The 22,252-nt window shown below is 50.4% G+C and carries 22 protein-coding genes; 9 read left to right on the forward strand and 13 right to left on the reverse strand.

Annotated elements, in window-relative coordinates:
* Position 1 precedes the first annotated feature (1 nt).
* Together AC53GJ_RS04965 and AC53GJ_RS04970 are read right to left on the reverse strand one after the other, a co-directional pair.
* Positions 2-1,105, reverse strand: a complete 1,104-nt coding sequence (locus AC53GJ_RS04965; protein ID WP_496731429.1) for an anhydro-N-acetylmuramic acid kinase — start codon at positions 1,103-1,105, stop codon at positions 2-4.
* A 7-nt stretch (positions 1,106-1,112) separates the two neighbouring features.
* Positions 1,113-2,360 carry a peptidoglycan DD-metalloendopeptidase family protein gene (locus AC53GJ_RS04970; protein WP_496731430.1) on the reverse strand — a complete coding sequence of 416 codons (1,248 nt, stop codon included), beginning with the start codon at positions 2,358-2,360 and terminating at the stop codon, positions 1,113-1,115.
* Positions 2,361-2,578: 218 nt separating this feature from the next.
* On the opposite strand from AC53GJ_RS04970, the gene tyrS reads away from it, so the two are divergent.
* The 5 genes from tyrS (at position 2,579) to AC53GJ_RS04995 (ending at position 9,972) form a co-directional block, all read left to right on the forward strand.
* Positions 2,579-3,781 (forward strand): tyrosine--tRNA ligase, encoded by a 1,203-nt coding sequence (gene tyrS / locus AC53GJ_RS04975; RefSeq protein WP_496731431.1) that lies wholly within the window; start codon positions 2,579-2,581, stop codon positions 3,779-3,781.
* Between the two features lie 217 nt (positions 3,782-3,998).
* Complete coding sequence (locus AC53GJ_RS04980) at positions 3,999-4,868, forward strand: SPFH domain-containing protein (protein WP_496731432.1); 870 nt, start codon at positions 3,999-4,001, stop codon at positions 4,866-4,868.
* 24 nt (positions 4,869-4,892) lie between these two features.
* Positions 4,893-5,084, forward strand: a complete 192-nt coding sequence (locus AC53GJ_RS04985; RefSeq protein WP_496731433.1) for a type II toxin-antitoxin system antitoxin — start codon at positions 4,893-4,895, stop codon at positions 5,082-5,084.
* Between the two features lie 262 nt (positions 5,085-5,346).
* Entirely contained in the window at positions 5,347-7,047 is a 1,701-nt protein-coding gene (locus tag AC53GJ_RS04990) for a diguanylate cyclase (protein ID WP_496731434.1), read from the forward strand.
* Positions 7,048-7,320: 273 nt separating this feature from the next.
* The gene (locus AC53GJ_RS04995; RefSeq protein WP_496732768.1) at positions 7,321-9,972 is read left to right on the forward strand and encodes a protein kinase domain-containing protein; all 2,652 of its coding nucleotides are present in this window, start codon (positions 7,321-7,323) and stop codon (positions 9,970-9,972) included.
* Positions 9,973-9,982: 10 nt separating this feature from the next.
* On the opposite strand, the gene AC53GJ_RS05000 is transcribed toward AC53GJ_RS04995, so the two are convergent.
* Positions 9,983-10,357, reverse strand: a complete 375-nt coding sequence (locus tag AC53GJ_RS05000) for a hypothetical protein (protein WP_496731435.1) — start codon at positions 10,355-10,357, stop codon at positions 9,983-9,985.
* 286 nt (positions 10,358-10,643) lie between these two features.
* Positions 10,644-10,898 carry a hypothetical protein gene (locus AC53GJ_RS05005; RefSeq protein WP_496731436.1) on the reverse strand — a complete coding sequence of 85 codons (255 nt, stop codon included), beginning with the start codon at positions 10,896-10,898 and terminating at the stop codon, positions 10,644-10,646.
* A 479-nt stretch (positions 10,899-11,377) separates the two neighbouring features.
* Here AC53GJ_RS05005 and AC53GJ_RS05010 point away from each other — a divergent pair, with 479 nt between their 5' ends.
* Positions 11,378-11,788 (forward strand): hypothetical protein, encoded by a 411-nt coding sequence (locus AC53GJ_RS05010; RefSeq protein ID WP_496731437.1) that lies wholly within the window; start codon positions 11,378-11,380, stop codon positions 11,786-11,788.
* 105 nt (positions 11,789-11,893) lie between these two features.
* Here AC53GJ_RS05010 and AC53GJ_RS05015 read toward each other — a convergent pair whose 3' ends face one another.
* The gene (locus AC53GJ_RS05015; RefSeq protein WP_496731438.1) at positions 11,894-12,064 is read right to left on the reverse strand and encodes a hypothetical protein; all 171 of its coding nucleotides are present in this window, start codon (positions 12,062-12,064) and stop codon (positions 11,894-11,896) included.
* A gap of 214 nt (positions 12,065-12,278) precedes the next feature.
* On the opposite strand from AC53GJ_RS05015, the gene AC53GJ_RS05020 reads away from it, so the two are divergent.
* A complete protein-coding gene (locus tag AC53GJ_RS05020; protein WP_496731439.1) occupies positions 12,279-12,638 on the forward strand; it encodes a hypothetical protein in 360 nt (119 codons plus the stop codon).
* A gap of 74 nt (positions 12,639-12,712) precedes the next feature.
* Entirely contained in the window at positions 12,713-13,450 is a 738-nt protein-coding gene (gene lepB, locus AC53GJ_RS05025; protein ID WP_496731440.1) for a signal peptidase I, read from the forward strand.
* 47 nt (positions 13,451-13,497) lie between these two features.
* Here lepB and panC read toward each other — a convergent pair whose 3' ends face one another.
* From panC to pcnB, 4 genes are all read right to left on the reverse strand, one after another.
* On the reverse strand, positions 13,498-14,340 hold the full coding sequence (gene panC / locus AC53GJ_RS05030) for a pantoate--beta-alanine ligase (protein WP_496731441.1): 843 nt from the start codon (positions 14,338-14,340) through the stop codon (positions 13,498-13,500).
* Positions 14,341-14,423: 83 nt separating this feature from the next.
* On the reverse strand, positions 14,424-15,218 hold the full coding sequence (panB, locus tag AC53GJ_RS05035; protein WP_496731442.1) for a 3-methyl-2-oxobutanoate hydroxymethyltransferase: 795 nt from the start codon (positions 15,216-15,218) through the stop codon (positions 14,424-14,426).
* Between the two features lie 92 nt (positions 15,219-15,310).
* Positions 15,311-15,817, reverse strand: a complete 507-nt coding sequence (gene folK / locus AC53GJ_RS05040; RefSeq protein WP_496731443.1) for a 2-amino-4-hydroxy-6-hydroxymethyldihydropteridine diphosphokinase — start codon at positions 15,815-15,817, stop codon at positions 15,311-15,313.
* Between the two features lie 6 nt (positions 15,818-15,823).
* Positions 15,824-17,449, reverse strand: a complete 1,626-nt coding sequence (gene pcnB / locus AC53GJ_RS05045) for a polynucleotide adenylyltransferase PcnB (RefSeq protein ID WP_496731444.1) — start codon at positions 17,447-17,449, stop codon at positions 15,824-15,826.
* Positions 17,450-17,879: 430 nt separating this feature from the next.
* On the opposite strand from pcnB, the gene AC53GJ_RS05050 reads away from it, so the two are divergent.
* Positions 17,880-19,322 (forward strand): cation:proton antiporter domain-containing protein, encoded by a 1,443-nt coding sequence (locus AC53GJ_RS05050; RefSeq protein ID WP_496731445.1) that lies wholly within the window; start codon positions 17,880-17,882, stop codon positions 19,320-19,322.
* A 91-nt stretch (positions 19,323-19,413) separates the two neighbouring features.
* On the opposite strand, the gene AC53GJ_RS05055 is transcribed toward AC53GJ_RS05050, so the two are convergent.
* The 4 genes from AC53GJ_RS05055 to AC53GJ_RS05070 all read right to left on the reverse strand — a co-directional run bounded on the left by AC53GJ_RS05055 (position 19,414) and on the right by AC53GJ_RS05070 (position 22,168).
* Complete coding sequence (locus AC53GJ_RS05055; RefSeq protein ID WP_496731446.1) at positions 19,414-19,848, reverse strand: BON domain-containing protein; 435 nt, start codon at positions 19,846-19,848, stop codon at positions 19,414-19,416.
* 85 nt (positions 19,849-19,933) lie between these two features.
* Positions 19,934-20,770, reverse strand: a complete 837-nt coding sequence (locus tag AC53GJ_RS05060; RefSeq protein WP_496731447.1) for an OmpA family protein — start codon at positions 20,768-20,770, stop codon at positions 19,934-19,936.
* 47 nt (positions 20,771-20,817) lie between these two features.
* The gene (locus tag AC53GJ_RS05065) at positions 20,818-21,219 is read right to left on the reverse strand and encodes a DUF4398 domain-containing protein (RefSeq protein ID WP_496731448.1); all 402 of its coding nucleotides are present in this window, start codon (positions 21,217-21,219) and stop codon (positions 20,818-20,820) included.
* Between the two features lie 121 nt (positions 21,220-21,340).
* Positions 21,341-22,168, reverse strand: a complete 828-nt coding sequence (locus tag AC53GJ_RS05070) for a BON domain-containing protein (RefSeq protein WP_496731449.1) — start codon at positions 22,166-22,168, stop codon at positions 21,341-21,343.
* Between the last annotated feature and the right edge of the window lie 84 nt (positions 22,169-22,252).

The raw sequence follows: 22,252 nt of genomic DNA on the forward strand, positions 1-22,252 counted from the left end.
GTTAATAAGGCAGAAACTCCAGCCCCAGCACCAGGGGTTGGCGGGCGCCGGTCACGGCCGGCACATTGCCCGGAATTCGCAAGTCAAAGGCATAAGCCAGCCAGCCAAAAGCCATGGCTTCGACCCAATCCGGCGCCACCCCAAGCTCGGCTGTGGTGCTGATACGGCACTGCGGTAACAGCCCTTGTAAATCGGCCAACAGCTGTGGATTAAAAGCACCACCGCCACAGACAAAAACCTCTTGCACCGGATAACGGCTGATCGCTAATGCCATAGTGCCGGCGCTAAATTGACTGAGCGTGCGCTGTACATCGGCAGCGCTGTAATGGCTGCCGGTTAAATGCTGTTGCAGCCATTGCAATTGAAAATATTCACGACCAGTGCTTTTCGGGCCGGTTTGCTGGAAATAGCTATCCGACAGCAGTTTTAGCAACAGCTCAGGCTGCAGCTGACCCGAAGCCGCAAAGGCGCCATTGGCGTCATAAGGCAAGCCTTGCTGCTGTTCAATCCAGTTATCCAGCAGACAATTACCTGGCCCGGTATCAAAACCCTGTACCGCCTGATGCGGCACTAACAGGGTAATATTGGCAATACCACCAATATTTAAAATACAGCGACCGCGCTGGCTGTCAGCAAAAATAGCCTGATGAAAAGCCGGCACTAAGGGCGCGCCCTGGCCGCCAAAGGCAATGTCTTTGCGGCGAAAATCCGCAATGACCCGAATACCGGTGCTGGCTGCCAGCCGGTGCATATCGCCAATCTGATAACTAAAGGGCTGCCGGCCATTTGGCCTGTGGCGGATGGTTTGACCATGACAGCCAATCGCCTGAATTTGCGCTGCAGCGTAGCCACTTTGCTGCAGCAGTAGCGTCACCGCGCTGGCATAACAATCGGCCAGATCCGCTTCCAGTAAACCTAATCGTTCAATTTCATTGTCACCAGGCTGACTGATAGCCGCTAAAGCGCTGCGGATGTGCTGAGGGTAGGGGACTAACAGGCTGGACAGCAGGGCCGGGAACGGCTGGCTAAAATCAGTCAGCACTACATCGATACCATCCAGGCTGGTGCCTGACATGATACCGATATAAAGTGCTGAACTCGTCATTCAAGAATTACTGGTTGGCAGCCAGAACCACACGCTCATGTGATTTTAACTGGGCAATCAGCTGTTTGGCATTGTTGGCAAATTTGACCTTCGCCACGCCTTGCAGCGGTTCAGCTTGCGGTAACTTGACGGTTCTTGGGTTACGGTGCACGCCACCAACCACAAATTCATAATGCAAGTGCGCACCAGTGACGCGGCCTGTCGCACCTAACCGACCCACGACGTCACCTTGCTTCACTTTGTCGCCGCGTTTGACATCCCGTTTCGATAAGTGCAGGTATTTGGTCTGAATGTTATTGGCGTGTTGGATCACCACGTAGTTACCGTTGGCGCCTTTCATGTCAGAAATAATCACTTTACCATCACCAGCCGCCATAATTGGCGTGCCAACCGGGGCAACATAATCTACGCCGTTGTGGGCTTTAATTTTACCCAGCACCGGGTGCAGGCGACGTGGATTAAAATTAGAACTGACATAACGGAAGTTCACCGGCGCGCGCAGGAAAGCCTGACGCATGCCGCCGCCATCCGGCTTATAGAAATTACCGTCGCTGTGACGCACCGCTTGATACACCTGGCCCTGGTTCTGGAATTGTGCTGCTAAAATAGCACCGTTACCGATGTATTGACCTTCAGCATAATTACGTTCAAACATCACGCTAAAGGTATCACCGGAATGGATATCTAACGCGAAGTCGATGTCGTAACCAAACACGTTCGCCAAGTCGAGGATTTGGCCTTCACTCAGACCTGCGCGGATGGCTGAACCCCAAAAACTGCCGCTGATCACACCAGCAACCACTTCGGTACGGACTTCAATTTCTTTTTGCAGCTGTTTGCTTTCAAAGCTGCCGTCCGCTTGACGTTGTACCCGCAGTGTTTTTAAGTTGCTGATGGTATAGCGTAATTCTTGTAAGGAGCCATCGTTTGCCAGACCAAACTCAAGTTGTTCGCCCGGGAATAACCGAGTCAGGGTTTTAGCGTCTTTCCCACTGTCGAGGATGGCTTGCATGGTGACAGCATCCACTTTAGCTTTACGGAATACCGCACCTAACACGTCGCCTTTTTTCACTTCCACCGACACCCACTCCAGTGAGTTGTCTTCTTGTGGCAAAGTTACATCAGCGCTTTGCGTTAAGGATTCGGTGACAACAGGTACAGCCAGACTGTAGCGTTTGCCAATTTCCAGACTGTTTTTTTCTGCATCTTTAGAAGCTTCTGCCTTTTCTGACGGCAGTAATAACAGTGCGGACAAAAATGTCGCTAAACCGGCGATTATAAACCGGTGTTTAGTGGGCAAAGATGAAAGCATAGAAGGCGCATCTCTTATTATTATCAGGGAAACCACGTAAAAAATGAGCATATAACGATTTTTTGCAAGATCCAAGAGTTTTGTGCGTTTAATCACAGAGAATGTTGCAGTAGAATGCCCAGTTACAAATTCAGGCGAAAAATTATCCGAAGGAGAAGCGCATGACGCAGTGGCAACAGGCTTTAGCCGAGATCAAGCGTGGTTGTGAAGAAGTGTTATTAGAAGAAGAATTGGTTGCTAAATTAAAGGAAGGCAAACCGTTAAAAGTGAAGGCTGGTTTTGATCCAACCGCACCGGATTTGCACCTGGGGCACACTGTTCTGATCAATAAATTACGAACCTTCCAGCAGCTTGGCCACGAGGTCATTTTCCTGATTGGCGACTTTACCGGCATGATAGGTGACCCGACCGGCAAAAACGTCACCCGCAAACCGCTGACGCGGGAAGATGTGCTGGCTAATGCAAAAACCTATCAGGAACAGGTATTTAAAATTCTGGACCCGGCGAAAACCCGCATTGCTTTTAACTCCGAGTGGATGGAGCAATTAGGCGCTGCCGGTATGATCAAACTGGCAGCGCGCCAGACGGTGGCGCGGATGCTGGAGCGGGATGATTTTAAAAAGCGTTATGCCAATAATCAGTCGATTGCTATCCATGAATTTTTATATCCGCTGGTGCAGGGCTGGGATTCAGTGGCATTGCAGGCTGATATCGAAATGGGCGGTACCGATCAGCGTTTTAACTTGCTGATGGGACGTGAGCTGCAAAAAGACGAAGGTCAGCGGCCACAAACCGTCATGATGGTGCCGTTGCTGGAAGGTCTGGATGGTGTGCAAAAAATGTCCAAATCCCTCGGCAACTACATCGGTATTACTGACAGCCCGACTGAGATGTTTGGCAAAATGATGTCGATCACCGACGATTTGATGTGGCGTTATTATGATTTACTCAGTTTCAGACCGCTGGCTGAGCTTGCCGAGCTGAAGCAACAAGCCGCCGCCGGCCGTAATCCGCGCGATATTAAAATTGAGCTGGCGAAAGAAATTATTGCCCGTTTCCATGACGAAGCGGCAGCTGAAGCGGCGCATGCTGATTTTACCCAACGCTTTAGCAAAAATGCTTTACCGGATGATATTCCGGAGCTGACACTGACGTTAACAACAGACAGCATTGCCATTTCGCAACTGCTCAAAGAAGCCGGTTTAGTGGAAAGTACCTCAGAAGCCATGCGGATGATTAAACAAGGTGCGGTAAAACTGAATGGCGCAGACAAAGTAGAAGACAGCAAGCTGGAATTTGCCAAAGGCTCCAGCACTATTTTCCAGGTCGGTAAACGTAAGTTTGCTAAGGTCACGCTGAATTAATGTTGCGGTATCTTCAAATAAGACACTGAGATCAAAAGCCCGCCAGGCATAACGCCGGCGGGCTTTTTGTTGCTGAGCCCATTCGGCTGGGCAAGCGTCTCGTGAGCGGGGGCGTTCTGTGGTTACATTTCGTTACTGCAATTTGATTGCCGTTGCTTGCTTTTTCGCCAGCCTCGATCTAAGTTGATATCAATTTGATATCACATTGAGGTGGCGTATGAGTAGTCCTGTGGTGGTTCGTGAAATGCCGGTGCGCAGTAAGTCTGGTTTTACCATGTTAGCGGTATTGTTGCTGTCGCAATTGGCGTCTTTGTTTGCTGTGGTGACTTTGCCCGGTGTGTTAAAAATCCTGGCGTTGTTGTGGTTACTCACCACAGTGGTCTGCTGGTTTGGTTTTTATATGGTGCATCCCAATCAGTCGGCAGTACTACAACTGTTCGGCCGTTATGTTGGTACCGATTTTACCAATGGTCTGCGCTGGGCCAATCCGTTTTTTAGTAAGCAGAAAGTCAGTCTGCGGGTGCGCAACTTTGAAAGCAGCAAGCTTAAAGTGAACGATCATGCCGGTAATCCGGTGGATATCGCTGCGGTGGTGGTGTGGAAAGTGGTGGACAGTGCCGAAGCTGTGTTTGAAGTGGAAGATTACGAGAACTTTGTCAGCATTCAAAGTGAAGCGGCGATCCGGCTACTGGCGTCCAGTTATCCTTATGAAGCTGAAATGGATCATCAGGTCAGCTTACGCAGCAGCGGTAATGAAATCACCGACTTACTGCGCGCTGAGATTCAGAATCGGGTGCAAAAAGCTGGTGTGGAAGTGATTGAAGCCCGCATCAGTCATCTGGCTTATGCGCAGGAAATTGCCAGCGCCATGCTGCAACGCCAGCAAGCCAGGGCTGTGGTGATGGCGCGGCAGCAAATTGTCGAAGGTGCGGTTGGCATGGTGGAAATGGCCCTGCAGCGGCTCTCAGAAAAAGGCGTGGTTGAGCTGGATGAAGAGCGTAAAGCCGCCATGGTCAGTAATTTGCTGGTGGTACTCTGTGGCGATCACAATGTGCAACCCGTGATCAATACCGGCACTTTATACTAACTGGCAGCAGCTTCGGAGTGAATCATGGCAAAAAAAGCCTTTGCCCTGCGGCTGGATGAACAAATGTTACTGGCCCTGCAACGCTGGGCCGATGATGAGTTTCGCAGCGTCAATGGCCAGATTGAATTTCTGCTGCGGGAAGCCTTAGTGCAATCTGGCCGGCTGAAAAAAGCCGCGCCGGAGGTGGTGACAGAACAAAGCCCGCCCACTGAGTAGAGTGCTGGGCATTGATTGATGCTGTCGCCATCCAAAGCCAGTTCAGCACTGGCTAAAATCTGCTGGCTGACAATGCCGGCTTGCCAGCTAACACCGCTCAAATTGCATTAAATTAACTGCTCCTTGGCCAAAGCTGGTATTTTCTGGCTTTTCTGGCTGATAAAGCCCGATCTGCCCGCTAGTTGATTAATTTTCTCTGTGGTAATCTTGAGAGGTTATGGTCAGTTGTTTTGTCGACATGCTTAAACAATATAAAAAATAAATGAATCATTCTCAGAGCAATGCCATGCCTTACCCGCAAACAGGGAGGGCGGAGCGGGCTGAAACTTACCGTGAACAAGCAGAGAGCAGTGCCATGCATGAGCCATTAATCATTGAATTTGACTGGACCGAAGCGGGTGAACCGCATTCAGTCCGGTTGCAGCTTGATGGTCAACCGCTGAGTATTGGCCGTTCACCTGATAATTTATTGGTGCTGAGTGATGCCAGTGTGTCGCGCCATCATGCCGAAATTATGGTCACAGCGCAGGGCATTTTCCTGCGCGATATGAATTCGCGCTTTGGCACTCAGGTTAATCAAAAGCAACTGGCACCGGTCAAGCTGGAAGCATTATTGCAAAATGCCGAATTGCAGTTTGGCCGCCAGACGGTGCAGATGCGCCGGGTCACCGATTTACAGCAAGAGCAGGAATTTGCTATCTGGGCCTTGCATGAGCTGCAGCACAGATTCAGCCAGGTGCGGCAACTGACGCTGGATGCGCTACAGCAGGCCAGTCAGCAACCGGCGCTGGTCACAGCGCTCAGCCAGCAACTGGAACAACAATTTCACCAAATTCAGCAGGAAACCGATATCTGGTCGGCGCAAAATACCCTGTTGCAACAACTGAATACCTTACTGAACCAAACCCAGGGCCATCAGGCGCTGCTACAAAATGCCATGCCGCTGCTGGCCGATGTGCTCGGCGCAGCCCGTGGTTTTATGCTGTTGTGGGACAGTCGTGAGCAGTGTTTTGACATCTGCGCCGATCATGCTTATCCGGCCGCCTGCGATATCGAAAGTTTGGATCCGCAGGTGCAGTTCAGTCAGTTGCTGGCACGGCACAGCTTTGAACAGCGTCAGTTATTGTCGCTGGAACACCCATTGCACATTCGGGCTGTCGCAGCGCAGCTGTTGGGGGATGCCACTGCTGAAGCTGCCTGTGCCGAGCAGGGCGATAGCAGCAAAGCCATAGTGCAGAGTTTACTGGCGCTGCCGATTTTTTATGCCGATGATGTGATGGCAGTGTTGTACCTGGACAGCCCTGGGCTTTATTGTTTCAGTCATCTGCAACAAGCCTTTTTGCGTACTTTGCAGTTACAGCTTGGGCTGGCGCTGAAAAGCGCCATTTGTTTAAGCCGGGCGCTGACCGATGATCTGACCGGGGTGTTCAGCCGCAATATGCTGGAAGAACATATCACCCAGGCGATGGATCAGGCCAAGCGCTATGGTCATCCTTGTAGTCTGATTTTCCTCGACATTGATAATTTCAAACAGATTAATGACGTGCACGGCCATTTGGTCGGTGATGAAGTGCTGAAAAAAGTCGCCCGGCTGATGTTAAACGCCGCGCGTAAAACCGATGTGGTTGGCCGGCTTGGCGGCGAAGAATTTGTGTTGTTATTGGCAGGCACAGCGCTACAGGGCGCGGTGCAGCATGCCGAACGGCTGCGACAGGATATCGCAGCATTGCTATTGCCAGTGCGCGGCCAGCCGCAGCCGCTGCAAATTACCGCCAGTCTGGGTGTGGCCGAATACCACACTGCGTTACATAATCTGGCCTATCGTTTTATTGAATGCGCTGATCAGGCGATGTATCAGGCCAAGCGCAGCGGCAAAAACCGCGTTTGTCAGCATAAACCCAGTCAGCAGCAACTGACCGCCACTGAACTGGATTTATTACGCCATCATGCGCCCAGGGCTTAACTGATGTTATGCCCGGTTTGTCAGGCCAGTCATTCGCCACTGGCGGTTCGTTGTCAGCAATGTGGTGCCAGCCTTGCCACTGTATTGCGCGGCCCGGCAGCTGCGCAGCCTTCCACCTTGACCTCAGCCTTGACGCCATCCTTGACGCCAGCCTTGACGCCGCCGCTGCTAAGCGCGCAGACGTCCACAGTGTCAGCCAGTCAAAGTTCGCAGCTTGATCCAAGCCAAAGTTTTGCGCCTTATCAACTGGTGGAAAAAGCCGGTGAAGGTGGCATGGGCGTGGTGTATCGTGCTTATGATCCCAGGTTATGCCGTTTTGTCGCGCTTAAAGTGCTGCGCCAGCAACAGGCGGCCTTTTATCATCTGCAGGCGCAGCTGGAAGAAGCGCGGTTATTATCGTCGTTACAGCATCCGAATATTGTCACTGTATTTGATATCAGCCATAGCGGCAGCCAGCCTTATATTGTCACCGAATGGCTGGAAGGGCAGACCTTACAGCAGTGGTTAAGCCAGACTGCAGAGCCTGCGGCTGATGCAGATGCTGGTACTGATACTGGGACCTCGCCCCAGGCGCTGCTGGTGCAACAACTGCAATTGGCGGTGCAAATGGCGGCTGGCATCAGTGCTGCGCATCAGGCCGGGGTGATCCACCGTGATTTAAAGCCATCTAACGTGATGATTTTGCATGAACAGCAGCAAGTGAAGCTGCTGGATTTTGGCATGGCCAGCCGGCAGCCGGCCACGACTGACAGCAAAACAGCCAGCAGCCAGGCGCTTGCAGCCGGGGTGTCTGCTGAGTTGTCCGCCGTGGCATCAACTGCAGCAGACAGCAGTGCTCAATCGCAGCCGTTGTTATCCTTAGCCAGCGCCAATGACTGGTCACAACATACCACCCAAAGTGTGGTCAAAGGCACCTTGCCTTATCTGGCACCGGAATTACTCAGTGCGGGTGCTCAGGCCAGCGCCGCCAGTGATATTTTTAGTTTTGGCATTTTACTGGCCGAAATTTTTTATCGGCAACACCCGTTTTTACGCGCGGATGCCGCAGCAACTTTGCAGGCCATTGCCGGGCATCAGTTGCGGTTAGCGCCGGTCAGCAGCCAGCAGGTACCCACAGCGCTGCAACAGCTGATCCGGCAATGTCTGGCACCTGACGCCAGCGCCCGGCCGGCCAGTATGGCGCTGGTGTGGCAACAACTGCACAGCCTGTTGCAGCAACAACAGCGCAAACTCAGCCTGGGCCGCTGGTATCAGTTCAGCCGCTGGCAATTCTGGTTACCGCTGGTCTGTCTGGCCCTGCTGCTAATGTTATGGCTCGGCAAAGCCAGTGTCGGCCGTGAGGATATTTTGGGTGGGGGTCAGACGCTGGCCTTATTGCCGTTTGAAAATATTGGCGCCGATCCGGCGCTGGATGGCTTTATTAAAGGGCTGGGCCTGAGTCTGAGCCACGATTTAGCCCTGCTGGGTGAACAAAATCAGGACTACTGGGTGATCCCGGCAGCTGAAATCAGTCAGTTAAAACAACCCAGCGTTGGTGCATTACATCGCCAGTTTGCCGTCGATTTAGTAGTGCAGGGCAGTGTGCAACATCTGGGCGCCACCCGCCGCCTTAGCCTGGCGCTGGTGAATGCCAGCAATAACAGGGTGATCCGCAGCACAGAACTGGATCTGCCACTGAATGGCTGGGACCAGGCGCAACAGCAGATCCGCACAGCGGTGCTGGACTTATTACAATGGCAATTACCGGCACAACTAAACCACCGGCTATCCCGCGGCAGCGCGACTGATGATCGGGCCTATCAGCATTATTTAACCGGGCTGAGTTTGTTGTATCGCTCAGATTACAAAGATAATTTAAAAAAATCAGCTGAAGAATTTAATAAAGCAATAGAAATATCACCAAATTTTACTGATGCTAAGATTGAATTGGCTAATGCTTTTTTAAAAATGGCAACTATTAAAGATTTTTCATCGAACTTAATTTTGGTATCAATGTTGATTGACGATTTAGTTGAAAATATTCCAAATAACTTGAAAGTTAGTATGCTGAATGCAGAGCTTTTAAGGTTGAAATCAAAAGATCCTGAGGCTCTTAAAATTTATAAAAACTTGATAAATGAAAACCCCAAATATTCGCCCGCTTGGTTTGGTTTAGCAAAGGTATATCAACTCCAAGGCAAAAATAATTTAGCTGAACAAAGTTATTTACATAGTGTTAGTATTCAGAGAACTTGGTTTAGTCTTAATGAACTGGCAATTTTTTATTACCAAACGGGTCAGCTAGAAAAGGCAGAAAAAATATACTTGGAGCTTTCTGAAATTGCACCTGAGAATAATGTTGTTTTGCAAACTTTGGGAGCAATTCAATTTTCAAAAAATGATTTTAATAAAGCATTTCAAACATTTAGCCATGCTTTAGAAATATCTCCTACAGCAGTTAATTACTCAAATGTAGCTACAGTTTTATTTTATCGCAAAGACTACATGGGGGCAGTTAAAAATTTTGAAGCTGCAGTTAATTTAAATCCAGGACACGCTGTCTTACTCGGTAACTTGGCTGATAGCTATAGGTGGGCAGGGTTAGAAAAAAAGTCAATAGAATATTATAAAATGGCGATCATAAGAGTTAACCTTCTTTTAAAAAACAAACCTGAAAGCGATAAATTAGTTCTTAGAAAAGCTCTATATCTAGCAAAATTAGGAAACAAAAAGGAAGCGCGAATAAACTTAGATAAAGTAAATAACTTAGCTGACAATAATATGCTTATTATGGCAGCGCAGGTTTCTGAGTTGTGTGGAGAACGTACTTTAGCAGTTAAATATATTAATGCTGCGTTGAATTCTGGCTATGAATTTTCTTCAATTCTAAATGAGCCTGAATTTTCAAAATTACTCCAAGAAAAAAGGGAGAATTTTCTCCCTTAGTATTTGTAGATTAGTTGTTTACATCACCATCAGCTACAATGATCTCTGGATCTCTTTGATAAATATGTTGTTGACCTTCTGGCGTTTCTACTAATACATATATGGCATAAGCATTATACATAGGGACTTTTTCAGTTTCTGTATCTTCATTGACGGTCTGATTAGCACTATATAAGTTACCTTGGTGGGCAGTAGAGCCAAAAGAATAACGTAAACTTTGGTTATAGCTAAATGGGTTATTAAAATATAAACCCCAGTCAAGTACCGGATAACCGCTATTATTTTCCAGTTCAAAGGTCACCACTTCACCTTTTTTCACTGTCACTGAACTTTCGACTGAATCAATATCGCCTGCGGCATCCAGCGTAAATCTTTGTGTAGCCATTTTTTTATTTCCTTATTAAGTAAATACCAGAACAATAACTCCGGCAGCAAGCCAGACTGCCAGCTCGCTGCCGCAAAATCGCAGCGACTATCGTCGCAATGCTCGCCAGTAACGTAGCGCACCAGCGCCGCGCCACCCTACCAAATCCCGCACCACCTCACCAGCAATCTAAGCCTGTTTAGCCTTTGATTGCGCTAAAAACCAGCGTGAAAGCGTTTAGTGCTTATCAACAAGCTTGTAAAATTACTTAACTATTTTGCTATTTAAATGATTTGGTCCCAAGTAATCAGTTTTCTATTTCCCCACCATTTACAATAATCTCCGGCATAATATAAGCCACTGGCCGATCTGCATCTGTTAGTTTTGGTGAATTGTTTTGCGGCTGCGCTGCTAACTGGCGGGCGGTCTCACTGATGGTGACACTGCTTTCGGTCACAGCTGGTGTGCTGCTGGCAACTGCCGGTGTCGCCGGGCTGGTTTTCGCTGGTTGCGCTTGTTGCTGATACAATGCTGCTGCAGTAGAAAGAGCCGAAATGGTCATGTTAAAACTCCTGTTGTAAAAATATCTCTGAAAAGAACCTGATTACAGCACAAAACACCACATAAGTTAATATTTGTTCCTAAAACCTCCTGAAAAACCAACCAAAGTACAGGCTGGACTGGCCAAAACCAGCTGCGGCTGTGATAGGCACTGGCCCGTTAGCCTGACACCCTGCTTATGCTCAGTCAGCATGGCGGCAATCGTCATCGCGCTGTCATATTCACAGTGCTGCTATGCGCATCAAGAAGCAAAACCAGGCTGTCAGCTAAGGCCAGTTGATAAGGACATGATAGCCAGCCGACAAAGCTGTGCCTTGCTGACAAAAGTTGGATATAGCCTTGATTTCTGTCTGGTCTGAGTCATGACTGCCAAAGGTTCAGTTATATTTTTTGCGGCTGTGACGCTGCTGCCAGGCGGCAGCACAGCGGATTATTATCTGGTATCGGGTATCGGGTATCGGGCGGGCAGGGGCCAGCTTGATGCCTGCTACCGCACTCGCACCGCAACAGTTCAACAAGGAGCGTAAAGCAATGAGAGTAAAGAGGCTATGCAAGTGGGTCGGTATGGTCGTTATGTTATGGTTATGCAGTGGCGTGGCTGCTGCGCTGGCGGCAACGTCAGCGACAGATGTGACTGAAAACAACCTTGTTGTCAGCTCTGGGCCTATCAGTCTAGAACAATATCAACTGTTGGCAGAAAGCAGTGCTTTTACTCGTTGCCGCTTTTATGTGTCGTTGCAGGCTTTTAAAAACAGGCTCAGCTATACGGTTGAGCACAATTTCATAACAGCACGTGCTGCCACTTGGGGACTGGAACATCGTTTTGTGCCGGTGCTTGACTTTTATGATAACTATATAGTCGCTGTTTGTCCGGTTATTATCAGCGAATAGCCTGAGGCGGCCGTTTGTTGGGCATCATCCTGCATCAGCAACCAAAGCTGGCTTTGGTTGCTAAACAGCTCAGTGATACGACTGCAACAGTGGTGCTTGCTGCCTTTACACTTCCAGATTATCAATCAGCCGGGTATTGCCCAGCCAGGCGGCAAGCAGGATCACCAGCGGGCTGCTGTTGCTGCTTGTTGTTCCAGCGCACTGTTCCGCAAGGGACTGGCTTAACGCAGCGCGCAGTAAATTGCTGCAATGCTGAGTCCCGCTTAACTGCAGCAACCACAGCTCAGGCTGCCTGTAATTTAGTCTTCACTAAAAAACAATGTCTTAGTCTAGAGTAAAACCCTTAACCCCTTATCGACAGGTTCAAATGTAAGGTATTGACGGCAAAAAATACATTTTGGAAACAACTGATGACTGTATTTGCGACCTCTGGGTGGGCTGTTTTACTGCCGTATGCAGTTTTCTATTGATAAATTACATGTTGTATTTTATGTTATTTTTAAGTGATTTATTTATGATATTTTTTAATCTGGTCTGGTCTGGTCTGGTCTGGTCTGGTCTGTGTTTTTATGTTGTCATCGATACGCCAAATTATGGCAAGTATCATTTGAAGGATCATTTGACAATGCAACTGAAGTTAAAAAAATCACAGCTGGTAAATTTATCACTGGATGAACATGTTTTACCCATGGCACAAACTGCAGATGTGGCAGGAGGCATCTGGCAACGCTGGACTGTCACAGTTGTTACTGTTTTTATGGAAGGTGATCGGGGTGGTGGTAGTGATCGTGGAGGTGGGGGATCACCTTTTATTCCACCTTACCCTGGCGAGGGTCTGCCACCCCCTTAATCCGTTATGTTAATAACTTTGACCTGAGGGCAAACACTGTTGTTTGCCTTTTAAAACTTAACTGGGAAAAAGCAGTGAAATTTCTATGGTCATTAGCGCTGGTGCATTTGTTGTACTGGGGTGTTTTTATTGGCTTTAAAATGGTTGAGCAACCGCAATTGTCGAATCTGTGGTCGTGGGGCGGTATGGCTTTAGCCCTTGGCACTACAGTGCTGGTCTGGCGCCGCTTTAGGGTTTGGCTGGCGATTGTGGCGCTGTTGCCCGGTTTGCTGCTGCAGTACTGTGTGATTTTGTTCCTGCCGGGTTATGTTTTTTCTGGTGCCGAGAGCTTGTCCAATTATCCATCGATTCAACCACAGGATGTGGTGCTTGCCCGAACAGAAGCACTGAAATTTGGCAGGGGTGATATGGTTAGTTTTGTTGATCAGCAAAATAACGAAAAATTACTGCGCAAACGTATTCATGGGGTGCCGGGTGATCGGGTTCATGTGTGTCATGGCGTTGTTTATATCAACAACTACCTTTTTAGCCTGAAAAATAACTGGCAGCCAGTACGATACCAGCCTACTCATGCTTGCGAAGTCAATCAGCAACTGTTCCGGCTGGCTGCCGGAGAGTATTTTGTGTTAGGTGATAACCCAAATGATAGTAGCGATTCCAGAAACTTCGGCCCCATCCGCATCGAACAAATTAGACATGTCGGGCTTTATGCGATCCATGCCGATTCACCCGTGTTTGGTCCACTCAATGTGACTGACTTACGGCAGCAGTTTTTAATCCCGTCAGCAGCTACATCAGCTGGCGATCAATAGCAGAATGCCAGCCAATGTGCTGGCATCCATGCAAAACCTCAAGGCTGCTACACTTCCAGATTATCAATCAGCCGGGTATTGCCCAGCCAGGCGGCAAGCAGGATCACCAGCGGTGTGCTGTTGCTGTCGGCTAGCTTCAGCTGTTGCCGCTCACAAATATGGATATAATCCGGCCGGAAGCCGGCTTGTTGCAAGCTGGCGGCCGCTTGTTGTTCCAGCAGGCGGAAATCGCTGAAACCCTGCGCAATTTGCTGTTGCAGCCAGCCCAGTTGCTGGTAAATCATCGGCGCCAGTTGCCGTTCGGCGGCGGTTAAATAGCCATTGCGGGAACTGAGCGCCAGACCGTCGGCCGCCCGTTCGGTGTCGACGCCGATAATCTCGACTGCAAAGGATAAATCGGCAGTAAAACGTCGGATCACCGCCAGTTGCTGGTAGTCTTTTTTGCCAAACAGCGCCACATCCGGTTGCACCAGATTAAACAGTTTGCTCACCACTGTCGCCACACCACGGAAATGGCCGGGCCGGCTGGCACCACAATGCTGATCGCCAATGGCGGGTACTTCCACCGCGGTTTGTTGTGCCAGTCCATGCGGATACATCAGTTCGGCGCTTGGGGTAAACACCGCATCGGCCTGATGGGCGGTTAAGCCAGCGCAATCATCGGCCAGGGTGCGCGGATATTTGGCTAAATCTTCGGTCGGGCCAAATTGCATTGGATTGACAAAAATACTGACAATGACTTTATCGGCATGTTCGCGCGCTTTAGTCACCAGTTTAAAATGACCGGCATGAAGGTTGCCCATAGTCGGTACAAAGGCCACTTTCAGACCGGCCAGCCGCCAGGCTGCCACTGTGGCACGCAGTTCAGATAATTCAGTGATGATTTGCATACAAAACCTCTGGCAAGCCGGTGCTGGCATCAGCTTGCCAGTCACCGCAGCTTATAAATAGCGGCAGCGGACACTCTGCTGGCTTAGTTAAAACTATGTTCTGGCCCCGGAAAAGAACCTTGTTTCACATCGGTGATATATTTGCTAATCGCTCTTTTGATATCGCCGGTTTCCTGTAAAAAGTTTTTCGAAAACTTTGGAATATAACCGGTGCTGATGCCGAGTAAATCATGCATCACCAGAATTTGACCATCAGTATCGGCGCCAGCGCCAATGCCAATCACCGGAATGGTTAAGGTGTCGCTGATGCGTTTGGCCAGGCTTGACGGAATACATTCGACCACCAGCAACTGCGCCCCGGCCTGTTCCAGGGCCACTGCCTGCGCCAGAATATGCTCAGCAGCGGCGCTGTCGCGGCCCTGTACTTTAAAACCACCAAACAGATGCACCGATTGCGGCGTTAAGCCGAGGTGTCCGCACACTGGCACGCCACGTTCGGTCAGCGCTTTGATGGTGGGCAATAAAAACTCACCGCCTTCGAGTTTCACCATATTGGCTCCGGCCTGCATCAGCGGGGTGGCATTGCTAAAGGCTTGCTCTGTAGTGGCGTAACTCATAAAGGGCATATCGGCAATGACAAAAGCCTGCGGCGCGCCTGCGCGAACACAACGGGTGTGATAAGCAATTTCGGCAGTGGTGACAGGCAGGGTATCACTATGACCCTGTAACACCATACCCAGCGAGTCGCCAATTAAAAATACTTCCACACCGGCATCGGCGAACAGCTTGGCAAAGCTGGCATCATAAGCAGTCAGCGCGGTAATTTTCTCGCCTTGTTGCTTTAATTTCAGCAATTGCGAGGTGGTAATTTTTGCCATAAAGTCCTCATCCGACCATTGGTTTTAAGCGCGCAAGATTACATATCTGACGCCTGAGAGCAACTATTTTGCCAGGGGTACGCGGCCAGCCGTTAATATCCGACCGGCAACTGACTGGCAGCCAGCACTGTCAGGCCATTGCGCGGCACCTGAGTGAGCAGCTCCGCCAGGCTGCTGCCATCCGGCAGTTGCAGCGCTGGCGCAATTTCGGCCAGCGGGTACAACACAAACTCCCGTACTTTCATGCCATAGTGCGGCACTGTCAGCCGAGGGCTGTTGATGACCTGATCACCAAACAACAAGATATCCAGATCCAGACTGCGGGCGCCCCAGCGTTCAGCTTTGCGCTGGCGGCCTTGACTGAGCTCAATCTGCTGTAACAGATCCAGCAACTGCCCGGCACTGCAGCTGGTTTCCAGCGCGGCCACGGCATTGACATAATCCGGCTGATCCTGCGGGCCCATTGGCTTAGAACCATAAAAAGACGAAACCGCCACTAAACGACAGCCCGGCAGTTGCGACAACGCCAGCACCGCCTGCTGTAATTGCTGCAATGGCTCGGCCAGATTGGCACCGAGCCCGAGATAACATAAGGTCATGGCTGGTTATTCCGCTGCGGCTGGTGGCCGGCGTCTGGCTGGCGGTTTACGCCGCCGTTTTGGTTTACTGTCGACGCCTTCACGGCCCAGCGCGGCCACTAAGGCTTCACGACCCGCTTCATCAGCCAACTGGAAGCGTTGCCACCAGAGTGCCAGTTCAGTCAAAGCGCCACCTTCAGCGGCAGCCCGTTGTTGCAGAAAATCAAAAGCGCCGCGGAATTTTGGTAATTCCAGCAATTTAAAGGCTCGGCGACCGGCCCGTTTTGGCAGCCGGGTCTGCAAGGCCCAGATATCGCGGATACTCATGGTAAAACGCTTCGGAATGGCAATGACCCGTTGCACATCGTCCAGTACTTCAGTCATGGCAATATTCAGCGCATCAATATCGTTCAGGCCACTTTCCACCAATAGCGTCTGCATCCGCAGTTCGACCGGATACCACAGCAGCGCGGCGTAAATAAAGGCTGGCGTGACAGGTTTATCCTGCGCCACCCGTTCATCGGTATTTTGCAGCGCGCTGGCAATCATCGAAAAGGCTTTGCCTTCACTGTCTTGCTTTAACACTTTATGCAGTTGCGGCAGCAATTGTTTGATAATGCCAAAGTCGCGCAGCATCACAAAGTTATCAAAGGCTTTGCCCGCCATCAGTAACTTCAGACTTTCGTCAAACAGCCGCGGTGCCGGAATATTTTTCAACAGCACTGCCAGCTCCGGGATTGGGGCGGCGGTGGCTGGGGCTATATCCATATTCAGCTTAGTGGCAAAACGGATGGCTCTGAGCATCCGCACCGGATCTTCCCGGTAACGGGTTTCTGGGTCGCCAATCAGTTCAATACAATGGTTTTCGATGGCGGCGACGCCATTGGCAAAATCGTAAATAGCAAAATCGTTGACGGAATAATACAGCGCATTGATAGTGAAATCGCGCCGCTCAGCGTCTTCTTCAATAGTACCGTAGACGTTATCCCGTAAAATTTGGCCATCATCACTGCGCACGCCGGTCGGAATATTTTCATCCTCTTCGCCGCCACTGTGGTGACCGCGAAAGGTCGCAACTTCAATAATTTCGCGGCCAAACACCACATGGGCCAAGCGGAAACGGCGGCCGATCAGGCGGCAGTTTTTAAATACTTGCCGCACTTGATCCGGATGGGCATTAGTGACCACATCAAAGTCTTTTGGCTGCTGGCCGAGCAATAAATCGCGGATACAACCGCCCACCAGATAAGCTTCATAACCGGCATCATTGAGCCGGTACAATACTTTCAGCGCACTGGGACTGATATCTTTACGCGATACCCCATGTTGATCACGGGTCAGCACCCGCAGTGGGGGTAACACTGTCGATTGATGATCCGGGTTTAACTTCGGGCCTTTACGACTGGTGGGGGAGCGCTCAGTGCGGGGCCGGCGCCTGGTGGCATCATCATGAAACTGTTTGCTGTGCTGGCGCGGTGCCTGCTCAAAGCCGGCCTGTGGCTGATGCGCAGCGCCCGTTGCAGCGCTATTGACGGTGCCGGAGTCCAGCTCGGATCCGGTCTGCGGCGCAAGGTCTTGCTTGGTAATTTTGCGACCAAATTTGCGACGACAAAAATCTAACACTCGGGAAATAATGATGGCTCTCCTGTACACAAGGTCGGCAGCAATAACGGATGGGCTGCCCGGCGAAAAAAAACGTCGCTATCTTACCGCAGACTGGTGAAAAAATGAATGAAATCACCAGAGATTCTCCGGCTTATTCCGTTTTGTCGGCAAGGTTGCCTGGTGTAAGAGGGCATCTACCCAGCGGCAAGCCGCTTTGTGTGATTAATTCATTTGGTCGGCTGGCTCCTCTTGTTGCGCTGCCGCCTTTCATTGAGCGTTACGCATCGAGTCCAACGTATACTTGCCGTAGGGCAACGATGACCTGATTCTATGCCTTGACTGTTCGTTATAGTCGCCAGTTTTAGCGAGCGCTCTGCTGACTTTTTGTAACTTAGCTGGCAAATCTGTATACAATAAGCGCCAAGCTATTACCAGCTACCGCGTTGTCGCTGTATCCAGAGCCATTGCCGAGATTAATATGACAAGATTCAAGCAAAATATTTCTTACCTGACGTTTACCGGAGCGCTGCTTGCCCTGATGTACTGGATTATTCTGCTTGGAACCAGGCATCTGGAATCGGCAGGCGGCAGCAACATAGTGGCGGACAATTCAGCCTGGCTTGGCTTTATCAATGCGCTGGGGCATAACTTTCAGCATCCACTGGCATTACTACTGGCCCAAATCGCCACGATCATCATTGCCGCCAGGGTTTTCGGTTGGCTTTGCAGCAAAATAAAACAACCGGTAGTGATCGGTGAAATGCTCGCCGGAGTGCTACTCGGTCCCTCTTTTTTTGGCATGCACTTTCCTGAATTTTCTGCGGCGTTGTTCCCGCAGCAATCTTTAACAAATCTTCAGTTCTTAAGTCAGATAGGACTGATTTTGTTCATGTTTATTGTTGGGATGGAAGTCAACATCAAAACACTGAAGGATAAAGCCTATGATGCTATGGTCATCAGTCATGCCAGCATTTTTATTCCTTTTACTTTGGGCGTCGGCTTGGCATATTTCCTGTATCAGGAGTTTGCGCCAGAAAATGTTTCTTTTGCTGTTTTTGCGCTGTTCTGTGGAATAGCGATGAGTATCACGGCGTTTCCGGTGCTGGCCAGAATAGTCCAGGAGCGGGGGATCAACAACACTAAACTCGGTACTATTGTCCTTACCTGCGCTGCTGCCGATGATGTCACGGCCTGGTGTATTCTGGCGGCGCTGATCGCTTTTGTAAAAGCAGGCACTTTTATGAATGGCCTTTATACCATCGCTTTTGCGATTGCTTATGTCGCTTTTATGTTTAAGTTGGTGCGGCCTTTATTGCAAAGCATTAGTACACGTTATTCAAGCAATGAAAAAGTTGGTAAACCAGTGGTGGCGGTGTTTTTTCTGGTGCTGATCCTGTCGGCCTATACTGCAGAAATTATCGGTATCCACGCCCTGTTTGGCGCCTTTCTGGTGGGCACTATCATGCCGGATGCACCTCAGTTCAGACGCATTTTTATCGACAAAGTGGAAGATGTTGCCCTGGTCTTACTATTACCGCTGTTTTTTGTTTTTACCGGGCTCAGAACTCAAATCGGCCTGCTGGATGAACCGCATTTATGGTTGATCACGGGTGTTATTATTTTTGTGGCTGTACTTGGCAAATTCGCTGGCAGTGCCATAGCTGCCAAATGTGTCGGGCAGTCCTGGCAAGATAGCCTGTCGATTGGGGCTTTAATGAATACCCGGGGTTTGATGGAATTAGTGGTGTTGAATATTGGTTATGATCTGGGCATTTTGTCGGCGGAGATCTTCACGATGATGGTCATTATGGCTCTTGCTACCACTTGCATGACCGGACCTGCGCTGGATTTGATCAATCGGATATTTAATGCACGTTCTGATAAAAAAGCTGCAATATTAGCAGACCATAGTCCTCGTTAGTTTAGTACTTCACGCAGCCTAAACACTGTGATTAAACAACGGCGGACCCAGCCACAGGCCAGTGTCCGCCGGAGTACGGTCGTAGTGACTGTTATTGCTCGTTTTGCCTCAGTGTCAGCGCATTTTGCACCGAGGCCACTTCGTCGGTTTCCCGCGTCAGACTCAATGCCAGTTCAATTTGCTGCTGATTATCCAGCACCCCGCTCAGAGTGACATTGCCCAACTGGCTTTGCACCTGAATATTAAAGGGACTGAGCGTCATATTTTGCTGCAGCACGGTCTGAACTTTGGCACTAAGTTCTGCATCACTCAGGCCGGTTGGCAATTGTTGTACCGGAATGGCTGCGGTTTTGGCTGGCTGTTCGGCAACTGGGGCCGCTTCTGCGGACTGCATCACTGGAGCCGGGTCCTGACAACCCGCCACAGCGCTCAGCAATAACAACAGGGCCAATGTTCGGTTAGCCAGTGCAGGGCCAGTTCGACTTTGAGCACGGCAATCTGAGGAAACTTGTGCTTGCATATTCATGTGAAAATCCTTCTGCTTGGAATAAAAATGTGCCGCCATGGCCGCTGCCGCTCTGACAAGTCACAACGGCAGCTTGGCTGATTAATCAGCGGGCGGCTATGGCTGGTTCCGTAATAATGACTTCGACCCGGCGGTTTTGCTGGCGACCACTGGCTGAATCATTGCCGGCAATCGGCTGCACTTCACCTTTACCGGAACTACTGAGACGGCTTGAGGCTATTCCTTGATTTTGCAGGAAATTACGCACGCTGTCGGCCCGTCGTTGTGACAATCCCTGGTTGTAATCTTCAGCACCGACATTATCGGTATGACCTTCAATCAAGGCGCCCCGGCCCGGATACTTGCTGAGAAATTGTGCCAGGTTGGTTAAATGCTGGCTGGTGCTGCTTTTCAGGTTGGCTTTGCCGGTATCAAACAACACATCGCCCAGTGTCACCACCCAACCCCGTTCTGTGGCTTTGGCATTAAGTAAATTGATTTGCGCCTGTAGTTCTGCCGCTTGCTGTTCGGCGCTTTGTGTTTCGGCCCGCGCCATATTGGCATCACTGCGCGCCAGTTCGGCCTGTTGCCTGGCCTGACTGGCATCCTGATGTGCCATGTCGGCTTCACGGGTGCGGGAGCTGAGTCTGGCTTCATCTCTGGCTTTGAGCAGCAGTTGCTGTTGATCCTGGGCTTGCCGGCTTTGGGCCAGTGCCCAGGCGATATTCACCTGCCGATCGGCCACGAGAACCAGATGCTGGGATAAAGCGGCATCACGCTGCGGTTGTTCAGCTAACAATACCGCCTGTTCTGCTTGTTTAATCGCCACGGGCGCCAAAACCGCCAGTTCGCCGCTGGCCTGTAATTTGTTCAGTTGATCACGCACGCCAGCCAGGCCAGGGGGTGATTGCGGTGCCGAACTGCAGGCACTGAGAGTCGCCATGACCAGTAGGCTTAGTATGGCCGGACGCAGAGAAAGTAGGCCGCTGTTCATGGTTGAACCCCTTGTTGATTGCGCAGCATTTCCTGCTGCAGGATGCTGATGTTTTCTTTCATCTCATCGTTGGCGGTGTTGGCCTGGACTAAATCCGCCCGGGCTATCGCCAGTTCGGCATCCAGACTGGCCTGATAGGCCAGCCGTTCGGCCTGCACCATCTCTTTTTGCCGGACCGCACTACGCGCCTGTTGTAATTTCAGCCGGGCTTGCGTCAGTTCTGCCGGCGCAAACTGGATCACGCGGCCTTGTTCGGCTCTGGCAATAGTGCGTTCGGCCCGTTCCAGACTGGCCGTTGGCACTGGCGGCGCTGAGCTGCAGGCGCCAAGCGGCAGCAGCACAAAGACGGCAACAGCGGATAACAGGCGATTCAGCCCGGATCCTGGTGAAGTTTTCATGGGTTATTCCTTAGCCGGTTTTCAGGCCGGTGCTTGCTGCGAAACCGCAGTTGGCTGAGCAAAAACACTCAGGTTGATGCAGTGCGGTAGGGGGAGCGCGGCCAGGCCGCGTTCCTGCGAGTTAAAATACCAGTGCTTTGGAAACCACACTTTTGACGCCACGAATATTCTGTGCCGTTTCAATCGCCAACGATTGTTCAGTGCCACTACCAACTTTACCGGTCAGTGTGACAATGCCGTTATTGGTGCTGACATCAATATCGGCACCGGTGATATTGCTCGAATACATAAAACTCGATTTCACTTTGGTGGTGATCCAGCTGTCGGAAATGTTATGGCCTGCCATTGCTTTTTGCTGACTGGCTTTTTCTGCGTCGCTCAGTGGGTTGCTGCGTATTTTCAGTTGATTATTCACTGAAATCACGCCTCTGGTGTTCAGTGCTAACCGGTTGGCAATATCCTTAGCCGCTTGTGTGTCGGCATTGCCGGTCAGTGTCACCCGACCAGATTTGGTGCTGACCGTGGTGCCGACTGAGTCTACATCTTTATTCCACTGTAATTTTGAGCGAATGGCGGCAGAAATACTGGCGTCATCAATTTTAGCGCCGAAACCATCGCCGCCGGCTTTAGGTAAATAATTGGCTTCGACCACAATCTGATTATCGACGTCGGTAATGCCCGCCACACCAAGCGCAATTTCACTGGCCAGTTCTTTGCTGATTTTTTCATCGACTTTGCCTTTAAGGATGGCTTTGCCGTTTTGCACTGAGACTTTTAAATCATTGGCGCGCAGATAAGGATTCAGCGCATAGCTGGTCCAGATCTGGCTTTCCTGCCGCGCATCATCCAGCGCGTTGGTGGCCTGATCTGCCGCCAGAGCAGCCTGGCCCGGGGTCATCGACAATAAAATTGCCGAGGCGAAAAAAAACTTGCGATAGCTGGTTTGCATGATGTGACTCCAGAAAGGACAGAGAAAAGCCGGCAACAATCGACAACCGGCCCTGGGTGCAGTGTGCAGCGCAGCTGTTACCTG

This window comes from Rheinheimera sp. B2H12 (assembly GCF_059620065.1).

What these genes read in the sequence shown, in the direction of transcription:
- AC53GJ_RS04965 (WP_496731429.1), bottom strand. Translation starts at nt 1,105, where the DNA reads ATGACGAGTTCAGCACTTTATATCGGTATCATGTCAGGCACCAGCCTG.
- tyrS (WP_496731431.1), top strand. Translation starts at nt 2,579, where the DNA reads ATGACGCAGTGGCAACAGGCTTTAGCCGAGATCAAGCGTGGTTGTGAA.
- AC53GJ_RS04980 (WP_496731432.1), top strand. Translation starts at nt 3,999, where the DNA reads ATGAGTAGTCCTGTGGTGGTTCGTGAAATGCCGGTGCGCAGTAAGTCT.
- AC53GJ_RS04985 (WP_496731433.1), top strand. Translation starts at nt 4,893, where the DNA reads ATGGCAAAAAAAGCCTTTGCCCTGCGGCTGGATGAACAAATGTTACTG.
- AC53GJ_RS04990 (WP_496731434.1), top strand. Translation starts at nt 5,347, where the DNA reads ATGAATCATTCTCAGAGCAATGCCATGCCTTACCCGCAAACAGGGAGG.
- AC53GJ_RS04995 (WP_496732768.1), top strand. Translation starts at nt 7,321, where the DNA reads ATGGGCGTGGTGTATCGTGCTTATGATCCCAGGTTATGCCGTTTTGTC.
- AC53GJ_RS05000 (WP_496731435.1), bottom strand. Translation starts at nt 10,357, where the DNA reads ATGGCTACACAAAGATTTACGCTGGATGCCGCAGGCGATATTGATTCA.
- AC53GJ_RS05005 (WP_496731436.1), bottom strand. Translation starts at nt 10,898, where the DNA reads ATGACCATTTCGGCTCTTTCTACTGCAGCAGCATTGTATCAGCAACAA.
- AC53GJ_RS05010 (WP_496731437.1), top strand. Translation starts at nt 11,378, where the DNA reads ATGCCTGCTACCGCACTCGCACCGCAACAGTTCAACAAGGAGCGTAAA.
- AC53GJ_RS05020 (WP_496731439.1), top strand. Translation starts at nt 12,279, where the DNA reads ATGTTATTTTTAAGTGATTTATTTATGATATTTTTTAATCTGGTCTGG.
- panC (WP_496731441.1), bottom strand. Translation starts at nt 14,340, where the DNA reads ATGCAAATCATCACTGAATTATCTGAACTGCGTGCCACAGTGGCAGCC.
- panB (WP_496731442.1), bottom strand. Translation starts at nt 15,218, where the DNA reads ATGGCAAAAATTACCACCTCGCAATTGCTGAAATTAAAGCAACAAGGC.
- folK (WP_496731443.1), bottom strand. Translation starts at nt 15,817, where the DNA reads ATGACCTTATGTTATCTCGGGCTCGGTGCCAATCTGGCCGAGCCATTG.
- AC53GJ_RS05050 (WP_496731445.1), top strand. Translation starts at nt 17,880, where the DNA reads ATGACAAGATTCAAGCAAAATATTTCTTACCTGACGTTTACCGGAGCG.
- AC53GJ_RS05055 (WP_496731446.1), bottom strand. Translation starts at nt 19,848, where the DNA reads ATGAATATGCAAGCACAAGTTTCCTCAGATTGCCGTGCTCAAAGTCGA.
- AC53GJ_RS05060 (WP_496731447.1), bottom strand. Translation starts at nt 20,770, where the DNA reads ATGGCGACTCTCAGTGCCTGCAGTTCGGCACCGCAATCACCCCCTGGC.
- AC53GJ_RS05065 (WP_496731448.1), bottom strand. Translation starts at nt 21,219, where the DNA reads ATGAAAACTTCACCAGGATCCGGGCTGAATCGCCTGTTATCCGCTGTT.
- AC53GJ_RS05070 (WP_496731449.1), bottom strand. Translation starts at nt 22,168, where the DNA reads ATGCAAACCAGCTATCGCAAGTTTTTTTTCGCCTCGGCAATTTTATTG.